At 64.1% G+C, this 17393-nt stretch carries 14 protein-coding genes; 4 read left to right on the top strand and 10 right to left on the bottom strand.

All coding sequences use genetic code 11. The features are described from left to right. Positions 1-40: 40 nt before the first annotated feature. Together BPHY_RS28960 and BPHY_RS28955 are read right to left on the bottom strand one after the other, a co-directional pair. Positions 41-1507, bottom strand: coding sequence for an HDOD domain-containing protein (locus BPHY_RS28960; RefSeq protein ID WP_012405013.1), 1467 nt, complete (start codon positions 1505-1507; stop codon positions 41-43). 250 nt (positions 1508-1757) lie between these two features. After that, positions 1758-2153, bottom strand: coding sequence for a DUF3331 domain-containing protein (locus tag BPHY_RS28955; protein ID WP_012405012.1), 396 nt, complete (start codon positions 2151-2153; stop codon positions 1758-1760). 137 nt (positions 2154-2290) lie between these two features. Here BPHY_RS28955 and BPHY_RS28950 point away from each other — a divergent pair, with 137 nt between their 5' ends. After that, positions 2291-2950 carry a TetR/AcrR family transcriptional regulator gene (locus BPHY_RS28950; protein WP_012405011.1) on the top strand — a complete coding sequence of 220 codons (660 nt, stop codon included), beginning with the start codon at positions 2291-2293 and terminating at the stop codon, positions 2948-2950. A gap of 27 nt (positions 2951-2977) precedes the next feature. On the opposite strand, the gene BPHY_RS28945 is transcribed toward BPHY_RS28950, so the two are convergent. After that, the gene (locus BPHY_RS28945; RefSeq protein ID WP_012405010.1) at positions 2978-3262 is read right to left on the bottom strand and encodes a hypothetical protein; all 285 of its coding nucleotides are present in this window, start codon (positions 3260-3262) and stop codon (positions 2978-2980) included. Between the two features lie 306 nt (positions 3263-3568). After that, on the bottom strand, positions 3569-4942 hold the full coding sequence (locus tag BPHY_RS28940) for a M14 family metallopeptidase (RefSeq protein ID WP_012405009.1): 1374 nt from the start codon (positions 4940-4942) through the stop codon (positions 3569-3571). Positions 4943-5272: 330 nt separating this feature from the next. On the opposite strand from BPHY_RS28940, the gene BPHY_RS28935 reads away from it, so the two are divergent. Then, on the top strand, positions 5273-5545 hold the full coding sequence (locus BPHY_RS28935) for a hypothetical protein (RefSeq protein WP_012405008.1): 273 nt from the start codon (positions 5273-5275) through the stop codon (positions 5543-5545). 93 nt (positions 5546-5638) lie between these two features. On the opposite strand, the gene BPHY_RS28930 is transcribed toward BPHY_RS28935, so the two are convergent. From BPHY_RS28930 to BPHY_RS28905, 6 genes are all read right to left on the bottom strand, one after another. Beyond that, a complete protein-coding gene (locus tag BPHY_RS28930; protein WP_012405007.1) occupies positions 5639-7885 on the bottom strand; it encodes a S8 family serine peptidase in 2247 nt (748 codons plus the stop codon). A 41-nt stretch (positions 7886-7926) separates the two neighbouring features. Next, a complete protein-coding gene (locus tag BPHY_RS28925) occupies positions 7927-9219 on the bottom strand; it encodes a phosphatase PAP2 family protein (protein ID WP_012405006.1) in 1293 nt (430 codons plus the stop codon). Between the two features lie 47 nt (positions 9220-9266). Beyond that, the gene (locus BPHY_RS28920; RefSeq protein ID WP_012405005.1) at positions 9267-11051 is read right to left on the bottom strand and encodes an adenylate/guanylate cyclase domain-containing protein; all 1785 of its coding nucleotides are present in this window, start codon (positions 11049-11051) and stop codon (positions 9267-9269) included. Between the two features lie 333 nt (positions 11052-11384). Beyond that, on the bottom strand, positions 11385-12446 hold the full coding sequence (locus tag BPHY_RS28915) for a LuxR C-terminal-related transcriptional regulator (RefSeq protein ID WP_012405004.1): 1062 nt from the start codon (positions 12444-12446) through the stop codon (positions 11385-11387). 142 nt (positions 12447-12588) lie between these two features. Further along, the gene (gene chrA / locus BPHY_RS28910; RefSeq protein ID WP_012405003.1) at positions 12589-13827 is read right to left on the bottom strand and encodes a chromate efflux transporter; all 1239 of its coding nucleotides are present in this window, start codon (positions 13825-13827) and stop codon (positions 12589-12591) included. A 160-nt stretch (positions 13828-13987) separates the two neighbouring features. Continuing rightward, positions 13988-15511, bottom strand: a complete 1524-nt coding sequence (locus tag BPHY_RS28905) for a trypsin-like peptidase domain-containing protein (RefSeq protein ID WP_012405002.1) — start codon at positions 15509-15511, stop codon at positions 13988-13990. 537 nt (positions 15512-16048) lie between these two features. Between BPHY_RS28905 and BPHY_RS28900 the strand changes: the two genes are divergently transcribed. Beyond that, the gene (locus BPHY_RS28900; RefSeq protein ID WP_012405001.1) at positions 16049-16357 is read left to right on the top strand and encodes a hypothetical protein; all 309 of its coding nucleotides are present in this window, start codon (positions 16049-16051) and stop codon (positions 16355-16357) included. Between the two features lie 41 nt (positions 16358-16398). Next, positions 16399-17385 carry a zinc-dependent alcohol dehydrogenase family protein gene (locus BPHY_RS28895; protein WP_012405000.1) on the top strand — a complete coding sequence of 329 codons (987 nt, stop codon included), beginning with the start codon at positions 16399-16401 and terminating at the stop codon, positions 17383-17385. Positions 17386-17393: the final 8 nt, after the last annotated feature.

The following is a 17393-nucleotide window of genomic DNA, read 5'->3' as shown; positions in this document are numbered from 1 at the left end:
CGACATGCACGGCACGCGTGCGGCGCGCTGACATCTGCGCTCACAGCATTTCGGCTTCTTCGAGATTCGCGCCGTAAAAGAAACGGCTCAGCTCGCGCGTCAGTTCGTTGAGGACGGCCATTTCCGGCTGCGTGATCTTGTGCACTGCCGCCGGGCCGGTCCAGTCGCCGTAGACCAGCGCAACGGTGGTGTCCTTGGCCCTCACGGGCAGCAGCACGAACGCCTCTGCGTCGGCGAGATGCGCCTTGAACCAGTCGGGCAGACGTGCTTCCATGCGCGGCTCGTGCGCGTTTTCGATGAAAATGCCGACGGGATTCGCAATGGCGAGATGAAACACGTCGGGCTGAAAGCCCGCGCCGAAGTTGAGCGTCGGCAGCATGCGCTCCATGTCGGGACCGAAGCCAATGCGTGCGTGATAACGCGCGTCAGCCTGACGCACGAACACGAGCGTGCGCGATAGCGACAGGCCCGCCAGAATCGTCTCCGACGCGAGCGTCAGCACGGGCGACAGCGCCTTGCTCGACGGCAGCGCGCGCAAGTCTTCGAGCCCCGCTGACAGACGCGCCTGCGCCGACTTGCCCGTCCGCACGATCGCGTCGGCATGCGCACGCAGTTCGGAAATCTCCTGCATCAGACCTTCGCTGCTCTCTTCGTCGATCAACGCGGCGCTCAGGTGAGCAAGCCGCGACGCATCCATCCGCAGCGCGTCGCTATAGAGCGCGGCGAGTTCGGTGAGACGCCCTGCCAGTTCGTCGCCCGGTGCGTGGGTGACGAGCGCGTTGCCCACTTCCGTCGCATAGCTATTGACGGCCCGCAGCCAGCGCACCTGCTCGGAGAGCGGTTCATCCGACGGCGCGCCGATCGCCTGCATGCCCGCCGAGATCGTCTCCGGCAGCCGCCAGCGGCGCGCCGCCTCGATGCCGATGTCCTCGAAGCTCACGCCCAGCAGCATTGCACAGGCTTCGCTGTCGTCGACCTCCTCGCTGGCCGCTGTGCGCCGCAGCCGGTCCCACTCGCCTTCCAGGTAGAACGCCACCAGCAGCCGGCCGATCTGGCGCATCAGCGCGCAGACCACGGCTTCTTCCGCGACGCGCAGATCGAAGCCTTCCGTGATGCGCCGCGCCACGGTTCCGCACAGCAATGCGCGGTTCAGTTCCAGCTTCGCGTCGATCCGGTGAGGTGCGCTTTGATGGAAGTGATCGACGATCTTCATCCCGACCACGAGATGGCCGACGGTATCCATGCCGAGCACCATCAGCGCCCGCGTCACCGTGGTGATGTTGCCGCCGAACGCGACATACATAGCCGAATTGGCGAGCCGCAGCACCTTTTGCGTGAGGCCAACATCCGAAAGCACGACCTGCACGAGCGACGTGAAGTCCAGATCGTCGTTATTCATCGCCGACACGGTGGAGCGCAGCGCCTGCGAGAGCATCGGAAAATCCCCGCGCTCGCTCATGCGCGCCCACAGTTTTTCCAGCAGTTCGGACTTGACGACGGGGGACATCTGGTGGTGATCGAAAACGGATATGTTGAAAGGCAACAGCGGTACCCGTGATTAAAACACAACCCGTCGCCGTTCATCGTGCCCGTGAGTGACAAGCCCGCCGCAAACTGCCCGTCCAATGTGTCATGGCGCTTTATTTCAAAGTCTTTCCATGTCGTCAATCCGCGACAGATGGGGCTTGCGGGCGGTCCGGGAGATCGCGCGCGCCTCGACAGCGTGCGGCTTCCCAGCCCGACTTGACAATCCGCCTTTACCAGCCGATGTCCGAGGCGACGATCATCGCGCCCGCGTTGCCCGGCGGCGTGCCGTTCGCGCGCGGGCAATAGACCATTTCTCCCGCCGCGATCGCGCGCCCCGTCAACACGCAAGTGCCTGCTCTGCGCGCGATGTGCACGCGCCACGTCTGATAGCCGTAGTGGCCCGTGCGCGCATCACACCACGAGACCGTCAGCGTGTGCGGCGTGGGCTTGTCCAGCACGCGCACGGTCGGCTGGCTGCGCTCATCCCAGCTTGCCGCCGCACGCGCCCGGCGCCCGCCCGGCCGCGGTGTTTCGATGGGCTCCCGCCTGACCTCGAAGTTGCGGATGGCAGCGACGGTGCGGGGCCACACATCGGCGACGGGTTCAATCCGTACACGCTCAGACATTTCGATTAATTCAACATGTGATGAATATTGAGATCGTAGCGGCGTTGAGAGCCCGTGTCAAAACCGGCGCGTTTCGGCCCCTTTCCGGGGGCTCGGTTAAACTCACGCCTGATCTGACGATCGGCAAGTCAATTCGAATGAAAGACGTAGTGGCAGCAGCGGAAACCCGCAAAGAAACGAAGCGCGCGCGCGGACGCCCGGCATCGAGTGCGTCGGTCGGGCCGGACCTGATCCTGCGCAATGCGCGCAAGACGTTCGGCAAACGGGGATTCGAGGCGACCAGCGTGCGCGAGATCGCGCGCGATTCAGGCGTCGATGCGGCGCTCGTCGCGCATCATTTCGGTTCGAAAGAGACGCTGTGGCTCGCGGTCGTCGAGCAGATCGCGGAACAGATGGCGCCGATGATCGAAGCCACGGGGGCCTTGCAGCGTTCGCGGCTGGGCGCGAGGGCGCGTGTGGAGAGTGCCGTCGTGAGGTTTATCGACGAAGTGTTCAGCGACCCCGACGTCGGCATTTTCTTCTCGACGGCAGCGACGGAAGAAGGCGAACGGCTGAACGTGCTGATCGAGCGGCTGGTGCGCCCTTACCATGACGCGCTGGTGCCGCTCTTCGCGGATGCCGCCAGGCACGGCGAGATGAAGATCAAGGACGCCAGCGTGATGTTCTTCATGCTGCTGAACGCGATCAGCAAGACGGTCGCGTACAGCCATCTGATGCGCGCGTTCTCGTCGCTGCCCGAGCATGAGAAGAAATTCAAGCACACGGTGCTGGAGACGGCGCTGGGCATGCTGGCCTAGCCAGCGCTGCGTTCCGTGCGCAACGGGTCAGACGGCGACCGTGCGCCGCGCCTGATACACCGCTTCCCGCTCGAGCAGGTCCAGCAGCGCGATCACCCGCTGCCGCTGCGTTGTGACCAGATCGTAAGTTTGCGCAAGCTTGCGCAGACGTTTGCCCCAGTATTCGTAGTCCAGCTTCGACACGTCGTCGCTTTCCGTCCGGCGAACCACGTACTGAACCATCCTTTCGAGATGCTCCAGTTCCACATCTGCAAGGCTCGCCGAGCGCAGCGTCGCGACGTCCGCCGGCGTTTCCATCTTCATTACTGGCATGTTGGCCCCCGATCTTTATGTATCGTTGCCGGACCGGCCGCGCTCGACTGTCTCCCGCGACAGCAGTTGCGTCAGCGCGCCCGCGGTGCCGCCATATCAGCGATGCACCGCTGCGGCCCGTCCTGCTCGTTTGGGACAACAATAGCGCGGCTTCCGGCGTGGGCTTTACCATGCGTCTCAGTTCGCGAATGCGTCGCAAAACTTTGGCGTGTCGGCTCCACGCGGGACTGATGCGGCATGCATCAGCGGAAACAAGCGACGCGCAAACGCTCGCGCATTGCCGTTAAGCACCGCGCCGCGGCCTGGTCAATTCGCTTCGATACAGAACGCCAGCAACCCTGACGTGACCTCGTCGATGATCTGCTTCATCTCCGGGTACGCAGGATGGAACGGCGTCGGATTGTCGGGGCTGCCCCATTCGATCGTATAGGAGAACACTTTCGCCTTCTTCGCGTCGACGATGTGACGGCTGAATGCGTAGTCATCGGAGGTGCCGGCTGTCGGATAAAGGCTCATCGACTGTTCCGTCTTGTACACGCGTCCGCGCGACGCCCTGATCGCATCGCGCATCGCGTTCGCGAGATGTACCGCGATCTTCTTGTCCTCGCTTTTGATGAACTCGCGATATGCGTTGTCGTTGGCGATGCCACGTTTGCCGTCGTATGCGGCGTTCTGGAAGTTCATGTCGGGGTGGCTGCTCTGATCTTCGTCGTCGCCCCAGTTGTAGAGAATGTCCTCCGAATAGCTGTGCAGATCGACGAAATAGCGGATGTTCGGGTAGGTGTCGAACATCCAGACGGCGTTCTGCGTTTCGGGCTCGGATTCGGCGGAAGGACCGATGTACACCTCGTAATCGCAGGGATCGGTGGAATTGGCGATGGGGCTTTGCGGATCGAAGTACTGCGGGAAATTCCACAGGAAGTTGTAGTTGCGATTGATATCCACGCCGCAGCATTGCGGCTTCGTATGGCCTGCCGGCGCGGGTCGGCGGTTCTTGCGCCACATGGACTCCGCCGTCATGCTGTAATGGCGGCCATCGGGATTGGCTTGCGGAAATACGAACAGGTCTTTCGTTTCGATGACATGCTTGATGTCCGCCGCGCTGAACGTCCGGCTGCCGATCTTGATGGGCGTATGCGTCGTATACGCATTGGAAAGCAACTGCACGAAATGAATCAGGATGTCGGGGCTGCCCCATTCGCGCGCATGCACGCCGCCCAGAAAATAAATGCCGGGCCGCGCCGCGCCACTGCCGTTGCCGATTTTCAGCGCATGGCAAGTGCGTTTTTCCCACGTGGCATGCGGCAGCTTGATCAGCCTGGCAAACGTATCGTTGGGCGTGGCCGTTGCCGCCGCCAGCGCGGCCTCGACCTGCTCGACATCCAGATAACCCGTGCCCGCTGCGACCGACAACGACTCGGGCTCTTGCGGCCCGGCTGTCCTTGCACGCGTCTCTCGCTGGCGCACCTTGCCCTCGGCTTCCGCGTCCTCCCGACGATCGACGGTATACCCTGCTGCTTCGAGTGCTTTTAGCTGCGCATCCGTTGCATGCGCGTCGATGCGATAGCCGTCGTGAACCTTTTCGATCGTATGGCGCGCGACGATGATCTTGTGCTTCGTCACGAGATCGGCCAGCGCCGCCTGATCTTTACCCGTAATGCGAGCGTGATAGCGAGACATGTTGATCTCCTGTGAGAGGGTGTTCCTCTGATCAAAACGGCGAACGGGTCTGGCATTTCAAGCGCCAGGCCGCATGCACATGCTCCGTTCCCTGTGCGTATCACCAAAGTCATAGGGGCGCTTGCGCGCGCAGCGGCCATACTGGTTTCACACGGCGCTAGCGAGCGTCACGATTCACGTGTCAACGAAGTCAATCCTGTGCCCCACAGATCCTGATGGTTGCTCACGTCTATGGTCGGCGTGTATTCCGTTCTCATCGACCGGCTTACACGCCTCGTCCCGGTCCGGCGCAATCGGGTAATGCGCCGCTAAGTTAGTAAGGAGACTCACATGAAGACGATGCTCATCCTGTGTGGCGGCGTGCTATGCCTGTCAACCATGCAAGCCTATGCGCAGGAAACCACCACCACGCCCCATGCGTCAACCGCGACACCCGAAACCACGATCAATTCCGAAGGCCCCGGTATGTCGTCGACCTCGATGTCGGGCGGCATGACCACGAGCCACGGCAAGTCGCGCGCCGACGTCTACCAGGATCTCGTGCACTCCCAGCAGAGCGGCGAAGCGCAACGGCTGAACGACCTGTTCAAAGGCGGCAACTGATCGCCTGGTGCATCGTCGGCGGGCGATGCACCGCGAGCAGTGAGGGCCCGTCGGCAACGACGGGCCCTTTTTCATGCGGCTTTCGCGCACACGCTACAGCTTGACGCCGCGCTTCTTCCATCGCGGCGAAGGAAAGCGCCCCGAGCCTCCGCGCGGCCCAGGCAGCATCGGCACCCACGCATGATCCGGCAGCGGCAGGACGGGCGGCGCCGCGGTGCCGGGACACGTGCCGAGTCGATGCGCCATCAGCGCGGTGGGCGCCGGGTCTTCCTGCCCTGCGCGTTTCTCGACCCAGTCGCGCGCCGAGAACGGCGGCATTCCATGCGGCGAGATGACAGGCGCCTTTCCCAGCACTCTCGCGCAGGCCAGCAGACGCGCAACCTGCGGCGCAGCCGCGCTCGTCCCCGACATTGCGACGAGCGAGCCGCTGCGCGTACTTGCACCGAGCACGCCCGCACAGGCAGGCGAGTCTTCGCTGATCGCGGCCGCATCGGGGCCGTCTCTCACGGTCTGGCGCAGCGAAGGTCCCGTCGATGAATACACCGCCGCCGTGCCGTCCGTGCGCCGGTATGCGCCGACCACGACGGTGGCGTCGCCCGTCGCGATCGAGTTCAACGTGCTGCGACGGCTGATCCACGAGTCGGTGTTGTTGTCGTCGGAATCCCGAACATGCATGCCCCCGAAAAAGCGCTTGTAGCGCGGATCTTCGAAACGCGACTGGCGTCCGCGAAGAGGGAAACCATAGGCCGTTTCGTTGCGCTGGACCCATGCATGGATGTCGAGCGATCCGTTCGTGCTCGCGCGGTTCGCGAGCGTCACGACCCAGTTGCCCGCAGGCGCCGCGATACGGGCAGGCTGACGTGTGACGGTCGGCGCGAGTGCGATCAGAATCATGGTGCGGCGGCCCGTCGCGGCCCGGTCCAGATACACGACCGTGCACAACACGTCACGGCCGTTCTGCCATGCTGCGATGTTCTTCACCGCGATCGCGGGGCTCGGGTCGCCCCAGGGCGGGCGTATCTGGACCGTCACGTTCGATTCATCCGCATGATCCGGCAGCCAGATCTCCAGAAAGCCCGGCGTGGCGCAGTCCGGCAACGCGCGCCATGTGATGTCTTTCGATGCGCCGTTCGCCACGGAAAAACTCGCATGACAACGCAGTACATTGCTGTTGCCCGCGGGCACAACGACGCTCAGGTCGTGATGCAGAGCAATCAGCTCGTCGATTGCGCTTTCGATGATCGAACTGCCGTCGTGCGGACCCGCCATATAGCCATAGCTCAGGTTCAGCACGACGCAATACTTCGCGCCGCCCGCAAGATCGTCGGCGCAGCGCAGGATGTAGCGCATCGCATCGAGCGCGTGCACGGCGAACCAGCGTCCCGTCGTATCGCGCACAGTCCGGCCCGCTGTCCTCAATTGCACGCCGAGCAGACGCACGTTTGCCAGCGCATCGCGCTGTGCGCGTTCGTCCGGTGACATCGATGCGGCATGAAGCGGGTTGGGTCGCAAGCCGCCCGCGAGGTCCATCACTTCCGTGCCATGCGCCCAACGCTTGCGCACGTTGATGTAGCCGGCCTGTGCATACACGGCGTCTTCGTCGACCTGCCCGCCCTGCGTGCAGCACGCGAGCAGCGCGTCAATACCTGCCTTCGTGAACTGGCGCCCATAATGCAATGCGGGTGGCGCGCCCGATGCGTCATCCTGGTTCCAGAAGCGTTCGATACGCGTCGCCGATGGCGTGGCCGTGGAGCGGAACCGTTCGTGCGCGAATGCAAGGCCATCGTCCATCACGCCGAGGAACACCATCGGCCCGGGCGCAGCCGAAACGGCAGACGCCGAAGTGGGAGGCACGGGACCGAACACGGGGCCCGTTCCCGCTGCGAGTGTTTCTGCGTCCGGCATGGTATTCGTCGCGGGCGCATCGTCCGGCACGACGGGCATGCCGATTTCGAAGCGCTTCACGTAGCCTTTGAGCGTCGTATCGAGTCGAGCGAAGAACGCATTTGTCACGACAGCCGTCAGGAAGCGTGTCTGATCGAGGTCGGCAGGCGGATAGCGATACAGCGACGACACGCGTATCCATGCCTGCCACGGTGCATTCGCGCCTTCCAGACTGTCCGCGAACGACCTCGCAGTCAGCGCGGTGCCGTCCGGCGCATTGGCTTGGAGTTCGATGATGACGCGAATCCAGCCCGCGGGCGGCCCCCCGAGATCGGCGAACTGGGTCGTGTCGGCCCACGCGAGATAGGGGTCCGCGCTCGCCGTATCTGCCGCTCGCGCTGTCCAGTCGATCCCGCTCCACGCGCCGCCAGCGCCCGTCAACGATTGCCAGGTCATCGCCCGCCTCCCTCCAACAGGGTTGAGAGTGTCTGGTTGCTTCAGAACTTCGTGTTCGCGAGACCGTTGCCGTTCCACTCGGACTCGGCCTGGTTCCAGAGCCACGAAAGGATGTTCGAACCGTCCACGACGACGGGCGGGTCCCATTGAAGAAACGGGAACATGCCGGGCACGGTGGTCGGATTGGCAATCTTGTGCAATTGCGCATAGTTCGTGACGTCGTCGGGACTCAACGGCTCGTGATAATCGAAATCCGGATTGTCCGTTGCCGTCAAAACGTGGCCCAGAAATGCGCGCGGCGTGAAATTGCCGTTGGGCCGCATGTACCTGGCCGGGTCGTGTTGCACCGCGGGCGGGGGTGGGGGCGATGCCGGCACGGACGGAAGATTGCGCGTGCAGCGCGCGACGAAATATTCTCCCAGTGCCGTGCCGAGCACGTGGCCCGCGATACTGTCGACAGGAAAATGCACGCCCGCCACGGTGCGATTGACAGCCACGCGATACGCCTGCCGCATCGCCTGCTGATAGAAGAGGGTGCCGAATTTCTGATTGAACAGCGCGCACAGCACGACGGCGACGATGAACGCCTGGGTCGAATGCCCGCTCGGCATCGAGCCATGTCCGGGCGTCTGGATCATCGGCTGCATCTGCGACGAATATTCGATCGCGCGCGGCGCGGCAAGAGCGTGCTTGAAGCGGATTTCCGCGAAGATCGCAAAGCGCACGGCCGTATCGAGCAATTCGATGGTTTTCGGCGTGCGGCCTGGATGCAGATAGATCAGCATGCCCCAGAAGGCGTGCTGCGGTCCGAGCTGGCAGAGGATCTCGGCCATGCGGTCCTCGCGCAGGTCCGAATAGAAATCGAGCCATTCCGCCTGTGCCTTGAAGACGGACTGGTCCGGACGGCTCAGGCTGACGAGCTTCAGGTCATTCACGCCCCCCGTGGGCGACCGATGCCAGAGCTGTGCATGCTGCTCGCCGGGATTCGCGCCCGGTTCGATCGAGAAGCGCAGGTTAGACAGCAGTTCGAAATCGATCGCCGTCGCGCGGACCCACGGCTCCCAGCGCCATAGCTGCCGGTAGTCGTCGAGCGGCTGGAAACGCTGAAGATCGAAGTTCAGCGTGAGCTCTTCAGGCACACGCCAGCTGCCGACGATGCCGTCGCGATGACCGATCAGCGCTTGTGCGAACAACGGCCCGTCGCACGGTATGGCGCCTGCTCCCTGATCGTAGACGCCGCCCGCGCCGCCTGCCCCGCCGGCACCGCCTGCTCCACCCGCACCGCCTGCCCCGCCCGCTCCGCCTGCGCCTCCTGCACCGCCCAGTCCGCTCACGATAGGCCTCCTCTCTCAGGGATCCCGCACCGCCTCTTCGCCTTCTTCTAGGCCGGCAAGCCGGCCTGCCGCAATGCTTCCGACCATATCTTCCCGGTTTCGTACGCGCCGCTCGGCGAACGGTCCAGATAGCTCTTGACCGTCAGCGAAGGGTCGAGCAGCAGCACCTCCTGCACCGTCTGCCGCGCTGCTTCGAGATCGCCGAGCAACGCTTGCGCGATCGCCAGCGCGCGCAACGTCGACGTGTTGGTGCGATTCACGCGCAGTGAGCGTTGCGCGAGTTCGACCGCGCGCTCGTAGCGTCCCGCCGACAGTGCCGCCGTCGCGCCGAGCGACTCATAGAAGTAACGCAACGGATCGAGCGGCGAAAGCCGCAATGCGCGCTCGGTTGCATCGACGGCCTGTTCGCCCTCGCCTTCGAAGGCGAGCAGCGTGCCCTTCAGCAGCCATGCAAGCGAGTCGTTTGGATTGACTTCGAGCGCGCGTTCGTAGCGCCGCTGACCCACATCGAGCTGCTTGAGCAGGTTCGTGTGCACGAAGCCGTCGATGGTGAGCGCGAGCGAGCAGTCGGCATCGGCATCGAGTGCGCGCCGCGTGCAATCGAGTGCCGCCTGCGCCTGGCCGGCGCGGTCGTCGGTCCAGCCGCGATTGAAGCGCAGCACGTGCCATTTGCCGAGCCACGCATGCGGGAGTGCCTGACGCTGCGCGCGTTCGATCAGCGCTTCGAGCATATCGCGCGCGCGATGGAAGTCGTGCGAAACGCCGCGATGCATCAGCACGATCGCGCTCATCAGCAGTGTCGAACTGGCGAGCGAAGGCAGTGCCTGCGAACGCGCGCGCTGCAACTCGCGGTCGATGATCGCGCCGCTCACCTCGGCTACGATGCGGTCGATCAGCTCGTCTTCGCCGAGCATGATGTGCGTCGCGCGTCCCTTGACGCTCTGCGTCCACAAGATGTGACGCGATCTCGCTTCCGCCAGCTCCACCACCAGCACGACCTGATCGCCCGACGAACGATACGCGCCGGACAGCACGTAGCGCGCGCCGAGAAATGCGCTGATCTCGTCGAGCGTCGCGTCGCGCTCGCGGAACGTGGTCGTCGACAGGCGCGAGATCACCTGCAGTTCAGCCGTGCGCGACAGCGATGAAATGATCTCGTCGGCCATCACTTCGCCGAGCACCTGCTGCTGCGCTTCGCCGCCACGCGACGCGAACGGAATCACGGCGATCGTCGGCCGCAGGTCCGGGAGAAATGCGCTGCCCGGTTCGATCACGGGGCGCGGTCCCGGCGGCCCGATACGATACGCGCGCACGGGCTGGTCGAAATGCTTGAGGTGGCATTGGCCGAGATCTTCGATGTCGGCATCGAGCTCGGGCGTCAGTTGGTCGCGCACCTGCGCGGACACGACGATCTCGCCGGGACCGGCAAGCGTATACAGCCGTGCGGCCAGATTGACGCCGCGGCCATAGACATCGCGCTCGTCTTCGTAGAGTTCGGTGACGTGCAGGCCCATGCGCAACAGCATGTGCGTCGCGGCGGGCAGACCTGCGTTCGTTTCGCTCGACGCGCGCTGGATCGCGAAGGTTGCCGCGAGCGCATCGCGCAGTTCGACGAACGTGACCATCAGTCCGTCGCCCTCGGTGCGGATCAGACGGCCGCGGTGCGCCGGCACGATATCGTTCTCGATGTGCGCCTTGTAGCGGCGCCAGCGCCCTGCCGCTTCGACTTCGTTGTCCTGGATCAGCCGGCACGACTCCACGAGATCCATGAACAGGACCGTACGAACGACACGCGCGAGCCCATCGGATGAGCAGGAGGAATCTGCAGTCACGTTGTTCCTGGCCTTTCAAACGTACGCGATATCGGCTCGCAATCCGCCTGGCCGCATTCGCGCAATCGTCGATAACGCATCGCAATGCAGTGGCCACGCATGCAGATACAACGCTGCGCCAGCGGGTCGAAGTGCGGATGGCTCGCGCGTCGCGTCGGTCGGCAGAACATGCGCCCGGACGGTCCATTTCGACGTGCGATTGCTATGTGTTATAGATCAAAAACTGCCGTTTAAAACGGCCTTTTTTCTCGAATCGGAATTGCGTCATTCAAACTGCGATACGCCGCACGGCAATTGATATCCCGCATGTCAATTAAACCGCTGCACACGAAACTAGCTGCTCGCGCGCAGCTTGTCCGCTTCGAGCCGGCGCGTAATTAAATGAATCAGATAAGTGGCGAATTCCGGATCCTGATAATAAAGCCGCATGGCGTCCGTCGCCGAGACCATCAGCAGTTCGCAATCGCTGATGCAGCGCGCAGTGCAGGTGCGCCGATGATCCGGCGAAAAGAGTCCGATCTCGCCGAGCACGGTGCCTTGCCCGACTTCGATGTTGATCTCCAGCAGGCTCACGGTGCCGCGCACCACGTAGTAGAGGGCATCGCTCGGATCGTTCTTGTGGAACAGCACTTCGCCCGACCTGAAGCGTGTCGGCATCGTGAAAGCCAGCAGCCTGCCGATCGAAAGCCGCCCGTCCAGCGCATGATGCAATTGCGCATCGCCGATCTGCCGCAAGCGCGCAGCGGCCACACTCGCTTGCCCGCGGCTGCCGACCTTCAATGCCTTGTAGACCGTATACAGGTGCACCTTCACGGTGCCTTCCGTGATGTTCAACTGTTTCGCAATCGACTTGTTCGTTTCGCCGCGCGCAGCCAGCGCAAGCACCTGAATTTGCCTCGGTGTCAGGACGTGCGGTTTCGAGTCGGCGCAAGCGTCGCCCGATGCGTCCGCCGACGTCGAAGCATCGGGTGCGGGCAGATCGTTCGTTGCCATCTCCGGCGGCAGCGCATCCAGCACGAGCGGCGCCGACGCGGGATAGCGGCTCCCCGCCAGCAAGAGACGCAGTGCATCGAGCAGCGCCCTGCCCGATTCCGATTTACCGAGGTGTCCCGCGACGCCTGCCGACACAAATTGATCGACGGTCTGCGGATCGACGGCCGTCAGTAACACGAGCACGGGCAAGCCCGCCGAAAGACGCTGCGAAGCCGTCGCCACGCTGAGCGCATCGGGCAGATAGTCGCCGTCGAGCACGATGAGGTCGACACGCTCTTCACGCTCGAACACGTTCGATGCGTAGTCGGCGCACCGCACATCGACGTGCTCGCCGAGATCGGTGAGAAGACGGGCGACGCCATCGCGAAACAGACCGGTCGGAGCGACGAACAGAATCAGCATGCGCGTCTGCTCCTTTGCCGTTGTCCGGCGGTCCGTGTACCGCAAGCGCCTTGCCAATGATATGAATAAAGCAAAGCACCCACACTGCTAACCGTTATAGGACACACAACGCGATGCGTGTGGCACGCCATGCGAGCGCGCTTCAACGCACGAACGACTCGACGATTCCCGCCGCCGCGCACAGCAGCACGACGAGCAAAGGCCGGACGTGCCAGCGCGTGAGCAGCAGCAGCGCGATGACGGCGACGGCGAAGTCGGCTGCCGAGAGCACGGCGCTCGTCCACACGGGCGAATAGAACGCGCTTGCCAGCAAGCCGACCACAGCCGCATTCGCGCCCGCCAGCAGCGCCGCCACGGGAGGACGCACGCGCAGCGCCTGCCAGTGCGGCAGTACGGCGATCACGAGCAGCAGGCCGGGAAGAAAGATGCCAGCCGTCGCGAACAGCGCACCGAGCGCGTGATCGGGTGCCGGACTCATGATCCAGCCGAGGTACGACGCGAACGTAAAAAGCGGACCGGGAACGGCCTGCGCCGCGCCATAGCCGGAGAGAAATTCACTGGCCGATATCCATCCGCTCGCGACTGTCGCCTGCTGAAGCAACGGCAACACCACGTGTCCACCGCCGAACACAAGCGCGCCGGACCGATAGAACACGTCGACGATTCTCACCATCCATGCGGCCGGAAGAAGCGCTTCCAGCGCGGGTAAGCCGACCAGCAACGCGCAGAACAATGCGAGCGCGACGGCGCTCGCAGCGCGCGGCAGAGCGAAGGCATGCACGTCGTGAGACAGATGGCGTGCGTCGGCGGGTGCCGAGGTCCGGCAGAACATCAGGCCAAGCAGCGCGCCGCCGCCGATCACGATGATCTGTGCGTACACGGTATCGAGCACGCTCAACAACGCGATCGCCGCAAGCGCGACGGCTGTGCGCACACGATCGGCACACAGGCGTCGCGCCATGTCCCAGATGGCCTGCGCAACGACGGCGACGGCGACGAGTTTCAGCCCGTGCACGAGGCCCTGGCCGAACGTGTTGTCCAGCAGTCCGGCGATGCGCGCGAAGCCGGCCATCAGGATCGCCGAAGGCAGCGTGAAGCCGAGCCACGCGGCGAGGCCGCCCCACCATCCCGCTCTCAGCAGGCCGATCGAAAAGCCCACCTGGCTGCTCGCCGGTCCGGGCAGGAACTGACAGAGCGCGAACAGATCGGTGAAGGTCGTGTCGTCGAGCCAGCGCCTTCGCTCGACGAACTCGCGTCGAAAATAGCCGATGTGCGCGATCGGGCCGCCGAAGCAGGTGCAGCCGAGCAGCAGGAATACACGCAGCACTTCGAATGCGCTGCCGGCGCGCGTCTCGCGACGCGACGTGCTTTCACTTTCCATAAAGGTCGTCGACGGGTGTAAGGTCGGATGCCGTACAGGCAGAGCGCATCACTCTAGCGCAAATGGCTTGCGTCGCGATGTGTCGACGTCCGGAGCGGCGCGCCGCGGCGCGCCGTCTGCCAGCGAGAAGCCTGACGAAGCCCGCCTTGTCGCGGCGCGCTTACTTGAGATTGACGGACACGAAGCTGCGCGCGTGATTACGCTGGATCAGCAACGCTGCCTTCTTGCCCGCCTTCGCCGCAAGCGATGCAAGTTCGTCCTGCGACGCGACCAGGGTGCCGTTCAGCGACAGCACCACATCGCCCGGCTTGATGCCGGCCGTGCCTCCCGTTCCCGATACGTCGTCGACCATCAGGCCCTGCGGCAGTCCCGTGGTGCGCCGTTCGTCGTCCGTCAGCGGGTGCATGCTGAGACCGAGATGATCGAGCGCGCCGTCATCCGTTGCGCCCGCAGTCTCGGGCTGCGCAGATGCCGTCCCGCCGATCATCGCCGTGATCTGCTTGCGATTGCGAATCACCTTGACGGGAATTTTGGCCCCATCCTGCAGATCGGCATCCTGATCGGTAAGATCGGCCGCATGCTCGATTGGCTTATCGCCGACCTGCACGATCACGTCGCCCGCTTTCAGTTTGCCCGTCGCTGCGGGACTGCCGGGTTCGACGGCAATCACGAGCGCGCCCGCTGCGCGCGGCAGGCCGAACGCACCCGCAAGGCCGGGATCGACGTCCTGCACCTGCATGCCGAAGCTGCCGCCGCGCGCTTCCTTGTCTTGCGTCTGCAGCTGCGCGCGTACCTTGTTCGCCATGTTGATCGGTATCGCGAACGTCAGGCTCTGCAAGCGGTCGCCGTCGGCATAGACCTGCACGTGGATGCCGACCACTTCGCCGGCGCGGTTGAACACCGGGCCGCCCGAATTGTCCGGGTTCAATGCGCCGTCGGTCTGGAAGAATGGAAACTTCGTGCCGTCGGCCAACGTACGCGACGTTGCACTGACGATCCCCGCCGTTACCGTGTTCTGATAGCTGTCCGGCGAGCCAATCGTCAGCACCTGCTCGCCGACGCGCACGCGCGTCGAGTCGCCGAGCTTGACGACGGGCAGTCTGGTTGCGTCGATCTGGATCACCGCGACGTCGCTCTGCGTATCGACGGCTACCACTTTCGCCTTGAACTCGCGCCGGTCGGTGAGGCGCACCGTCACGTCTTCCGATCCGTCGACAACATGCGCCGTCGTCAGAATCAACCCGTTCGGGCTGACGATGAACCCCGACCCCACGCCCGAAATCGCACGCGGCGAGCTGCTCTGGCCATCTTGCGCCTGCGGCATCGCCTGCCGGAAGAACGCGAACAACGGGTCGTCGCCGTCGATGATTTCAGAACTCGTGCCCGACGCGGGTGCAGGTGCTGCTGGCACCGCGGAGGCCGCCAGCGGCTTGTCCGGCAAGATTGCGCGGATGTTCACGACGGCCGGTCCGTAGCGCTCGACAATCGCTGGGAAGTCCATCGGCGCATGCGTTTTTTCGGGTGCGGTTCGCGTCTCTTTTGCAGATGCCGATGCGGGCGCCGGCGAAGAGGCAGCGGCCGTATGCGTTGCATTCGTAGCCGCATCGGTGGTGGAATAAGCGGCGAGACACGCCGCTGTCACGGCAGTGCAAAGCCAGGTCTGGGACAGGGTCGAGTGAAGCACAGCGCACCTCCGTGGCGTTCGTGATGCCAGGCACTGTGAGGAAATTATTTCGCGCGCTGCCACCGACGACTGTGACATAACACACTGAAGGATCCGAAAAGAAAGAGAGCCCGGACAGCCGGGGCGAAACACGAAACCGCGCGCGCCTTTCGCGCGCCCGGATAAAGCGATCGACCGTTTGTGCTTATCGGATTGGATCGACGTCGAGGTGTGTTTCGGCAGCATGTTTGCCCGCGATGGACAATCGGGACGCGAACGGTTCGCTCGCACGCGGGCCGCGCGACGGCCTCGCCGACGCGGTGCACGCAGCGCTCTCCCTTGCTTCATTTATAGAGAGCTTGCGTAGAAATTGCAGCCGGTACAAATCCTGGCATGGGCCGTTCATATGTATCAGTTTGTGTCGGCGCGCCGCGCATTGTGGCGATGCAATAGGTGCTGTGCTGCTTTTCGAGGCCCGTCACAACGGATTCCGCTGGACGCGGCACAATAGATCTATCCGCCGCGCCCGCGGCGCCAACCGTCATTGCGAGGTCGAGCATGCAGACGAAACTGACCGCCCACCTGCCCACCGTCGACGTCGAAATCACGCGCCACAAACTGCCCGAACGGCATGCCGAAAGCGTCACGATTCACATCACAGCCGTGCCCTCCCTCGAAGCCGCCGCTCGATGGTTCGTGCAACCGGATCTGTTTGCGTTGGCGTCGCCGCTTTCGGTGTTCTCGATGTGGTCGATGTGGATGCGCGCGTGGCAGCCGTGGCTTCCGTCTGCGCTTGCACCCGTTCAGGGGACGCCTGAAGACGAGAAGCGGCTGACGCAGAACAGGGATGCCGCATCGCGTGAATGACTGGCGCGGTCGTCGCGAATTCCGCACGAGGAGGATCGAACATGCGCGCAATGGTTTTCGATGGCTCGAGTCCAGTGCTCGCCGGGCGCGAGTTGACGATGCGTGCTCTGGCGCCGGGGGAAATGCTGATCGATGTGCTGGCGTGCGGCGTATGCCGGACCGATCTGCATGTCGTCGACGGCGAACTGCGCGAGCCGAAGCGCCCGGTGATTCCGGGCCACGAGATCGTTGGACGGGTCGCGGCCCGCGCGGCCGATGTGACGGCGTTCGACATCGGCGATCGCGTGGGCGTGCCGTGGCTCGGTCACACCTGCGGCGTCTGTCGATACTGCGCGAGCGGCCGCGAGAACCTGTGCGACGCGCCCGGCTTCACGGGCTATACGATCGACGGCGGGTACGCCGAACAGGTCATTGCCGATCATCGCTATTGCCTGCATCTGCCCGAACGTTACGACGATGCGCAAGCCGCGCCGCTGCTGTGCGCGGGTCTCATCGGTTATCGCACGCTAAGCATGGCGGGCGACGCGAAGCGGGTGGGCATCTACGGTTTCGGCGCGGCGGCGCATATCGTTGCGCAGGTCGCGCGTCATCAGGGCCGCGCGGTGTACGCATTCACGCGTCCTGGCGACGATACTGCTCAACAGTTCGCGCGCAGGCTCGGCGCCACGTGGGCAGGCGGCAGCGACGAGGCGCCGCCCGAACCGCTCGATGCCGCGCTGATCTTCGCACCCGTCGGCGCACTCGTGCCCGTCGCGTTGCAGGCCGTCGCGAAGGGTGGCGTCGTGGTGTGCGGCGGCATCCACATGAGCGACATCCCTGCGTTTCCGTATGCGTTTCTGTGGGGCGAGCGCCGCGTCGCGTCGGTCGCGAATCTCACGCGTGCGGATGGCGAAGCGTTCATGAAGATCGCGGGCGACACGCAGCTCGAGATTGAAGTGACGCGCTATCCGCTCGCCGACGCCAATCGTGCGCTCGACGATTTGCGAAACGGGCGTGTGTCGGGTGCTGCCGTGCTGATCGTACGATAAGGCGCGTG

It is taken from the genome of Paraburkholderia phymatum STM815 (genome assembly GCF_000020045.1).
GTDB lineage: Bacteria > Pseudomonadota > Gammaproteobacteria > Burkholderiales > Burkholderiaceae > Paraburkholderia > Paraburkholderia phymatum.
Note: the sequence above shows the minus strand (reverse complement) of the source record. Positions and strands in the feature narration are given on the sequence as shown.

Excerpts from the sequence above, each read along its gene's own strand:
- BPHY_RS28960 (WP_012405013.1), bottom strand. The coding sequence starts at position 1,507 with ATGTCCCCCGTCGTCAAGTCCGAACTGCTGGAAAAACTGTGGGCGCGC.
- BPHY_RS28955 (WP_012405012.1), bottom strand. The coding sequence starts at position 2,153 with ATGTCTGAGCGTGTACGGATTGAACCCGTCGCCGATGTGTGGCCCCGC.
- BPHY_RS28950 (WP_012405011.1), top strand. The coding sequence starts at position 2,291 with ATGAAAGACGTAGTGGCAGCAGCGGAAACCCGCAAAGAAACGAAGCGC.
- BPHY_RS28945 (WP_012405010.1), bottom strand. The coding sequence starts at position 3,262 with ATGCCAGTAATGAAGATGGAAACGCCGGCGGACGTCGCGACGCTGCGC.
- BPHY_RS28940 (WP_012405009.1), bottom strand. The coding sequence starts at position 4,942 with ATGTCTCGCTATCACGCTCGCATTACGGGTAAAGATCAGGCGGCGCTG.
- BPHY_RS28935 (WP_012405008.1), top strand. The coding sequence starts at position 5,273 with ATGAAGACGATGCTCATCCTGTGTGGCGGCGTGCTATGCCTGTCAACC.
- BPHY_RS28930 (WP_012405007.1), bottom strand. The coding sequence starts at position 7,885 with ATGACCTGGCAATCGTTGACGGGCGCTGGCGGCGCGTGGAGCGGGATC.
- BPHY_RS28915 (WP_012405004.1), bottom strand. The coding sequence starts at position 12,446 with ATGCTGATTCTGTTCGTCGCTCCGACCGGTCTGTTTCGCGATGGCGTC.
- chrA (WP_012405003.1), bottom strand. The coding sequence starts at position 13,827 with ATGGAAAGTGAAAGCACGTCGCGTCGCGAGACGCGCGCCGGCAGCGCA.
- BPHY_RS28900 (WP_012405001.1), top strand. The coding sequence starts at position 16,049 with ATGCAGACGAAACTGACCGCCCACCTGCCCACCGTCGACGTCGAAATC.
- BPHY_RS28895 (WP_012405000.1), top strand. The coding sequence starts at position 16,399 with ATGCGCGCAATGGTTTTCGATGGCTCGAGTCCAGTGCTCGCCGGGCGC.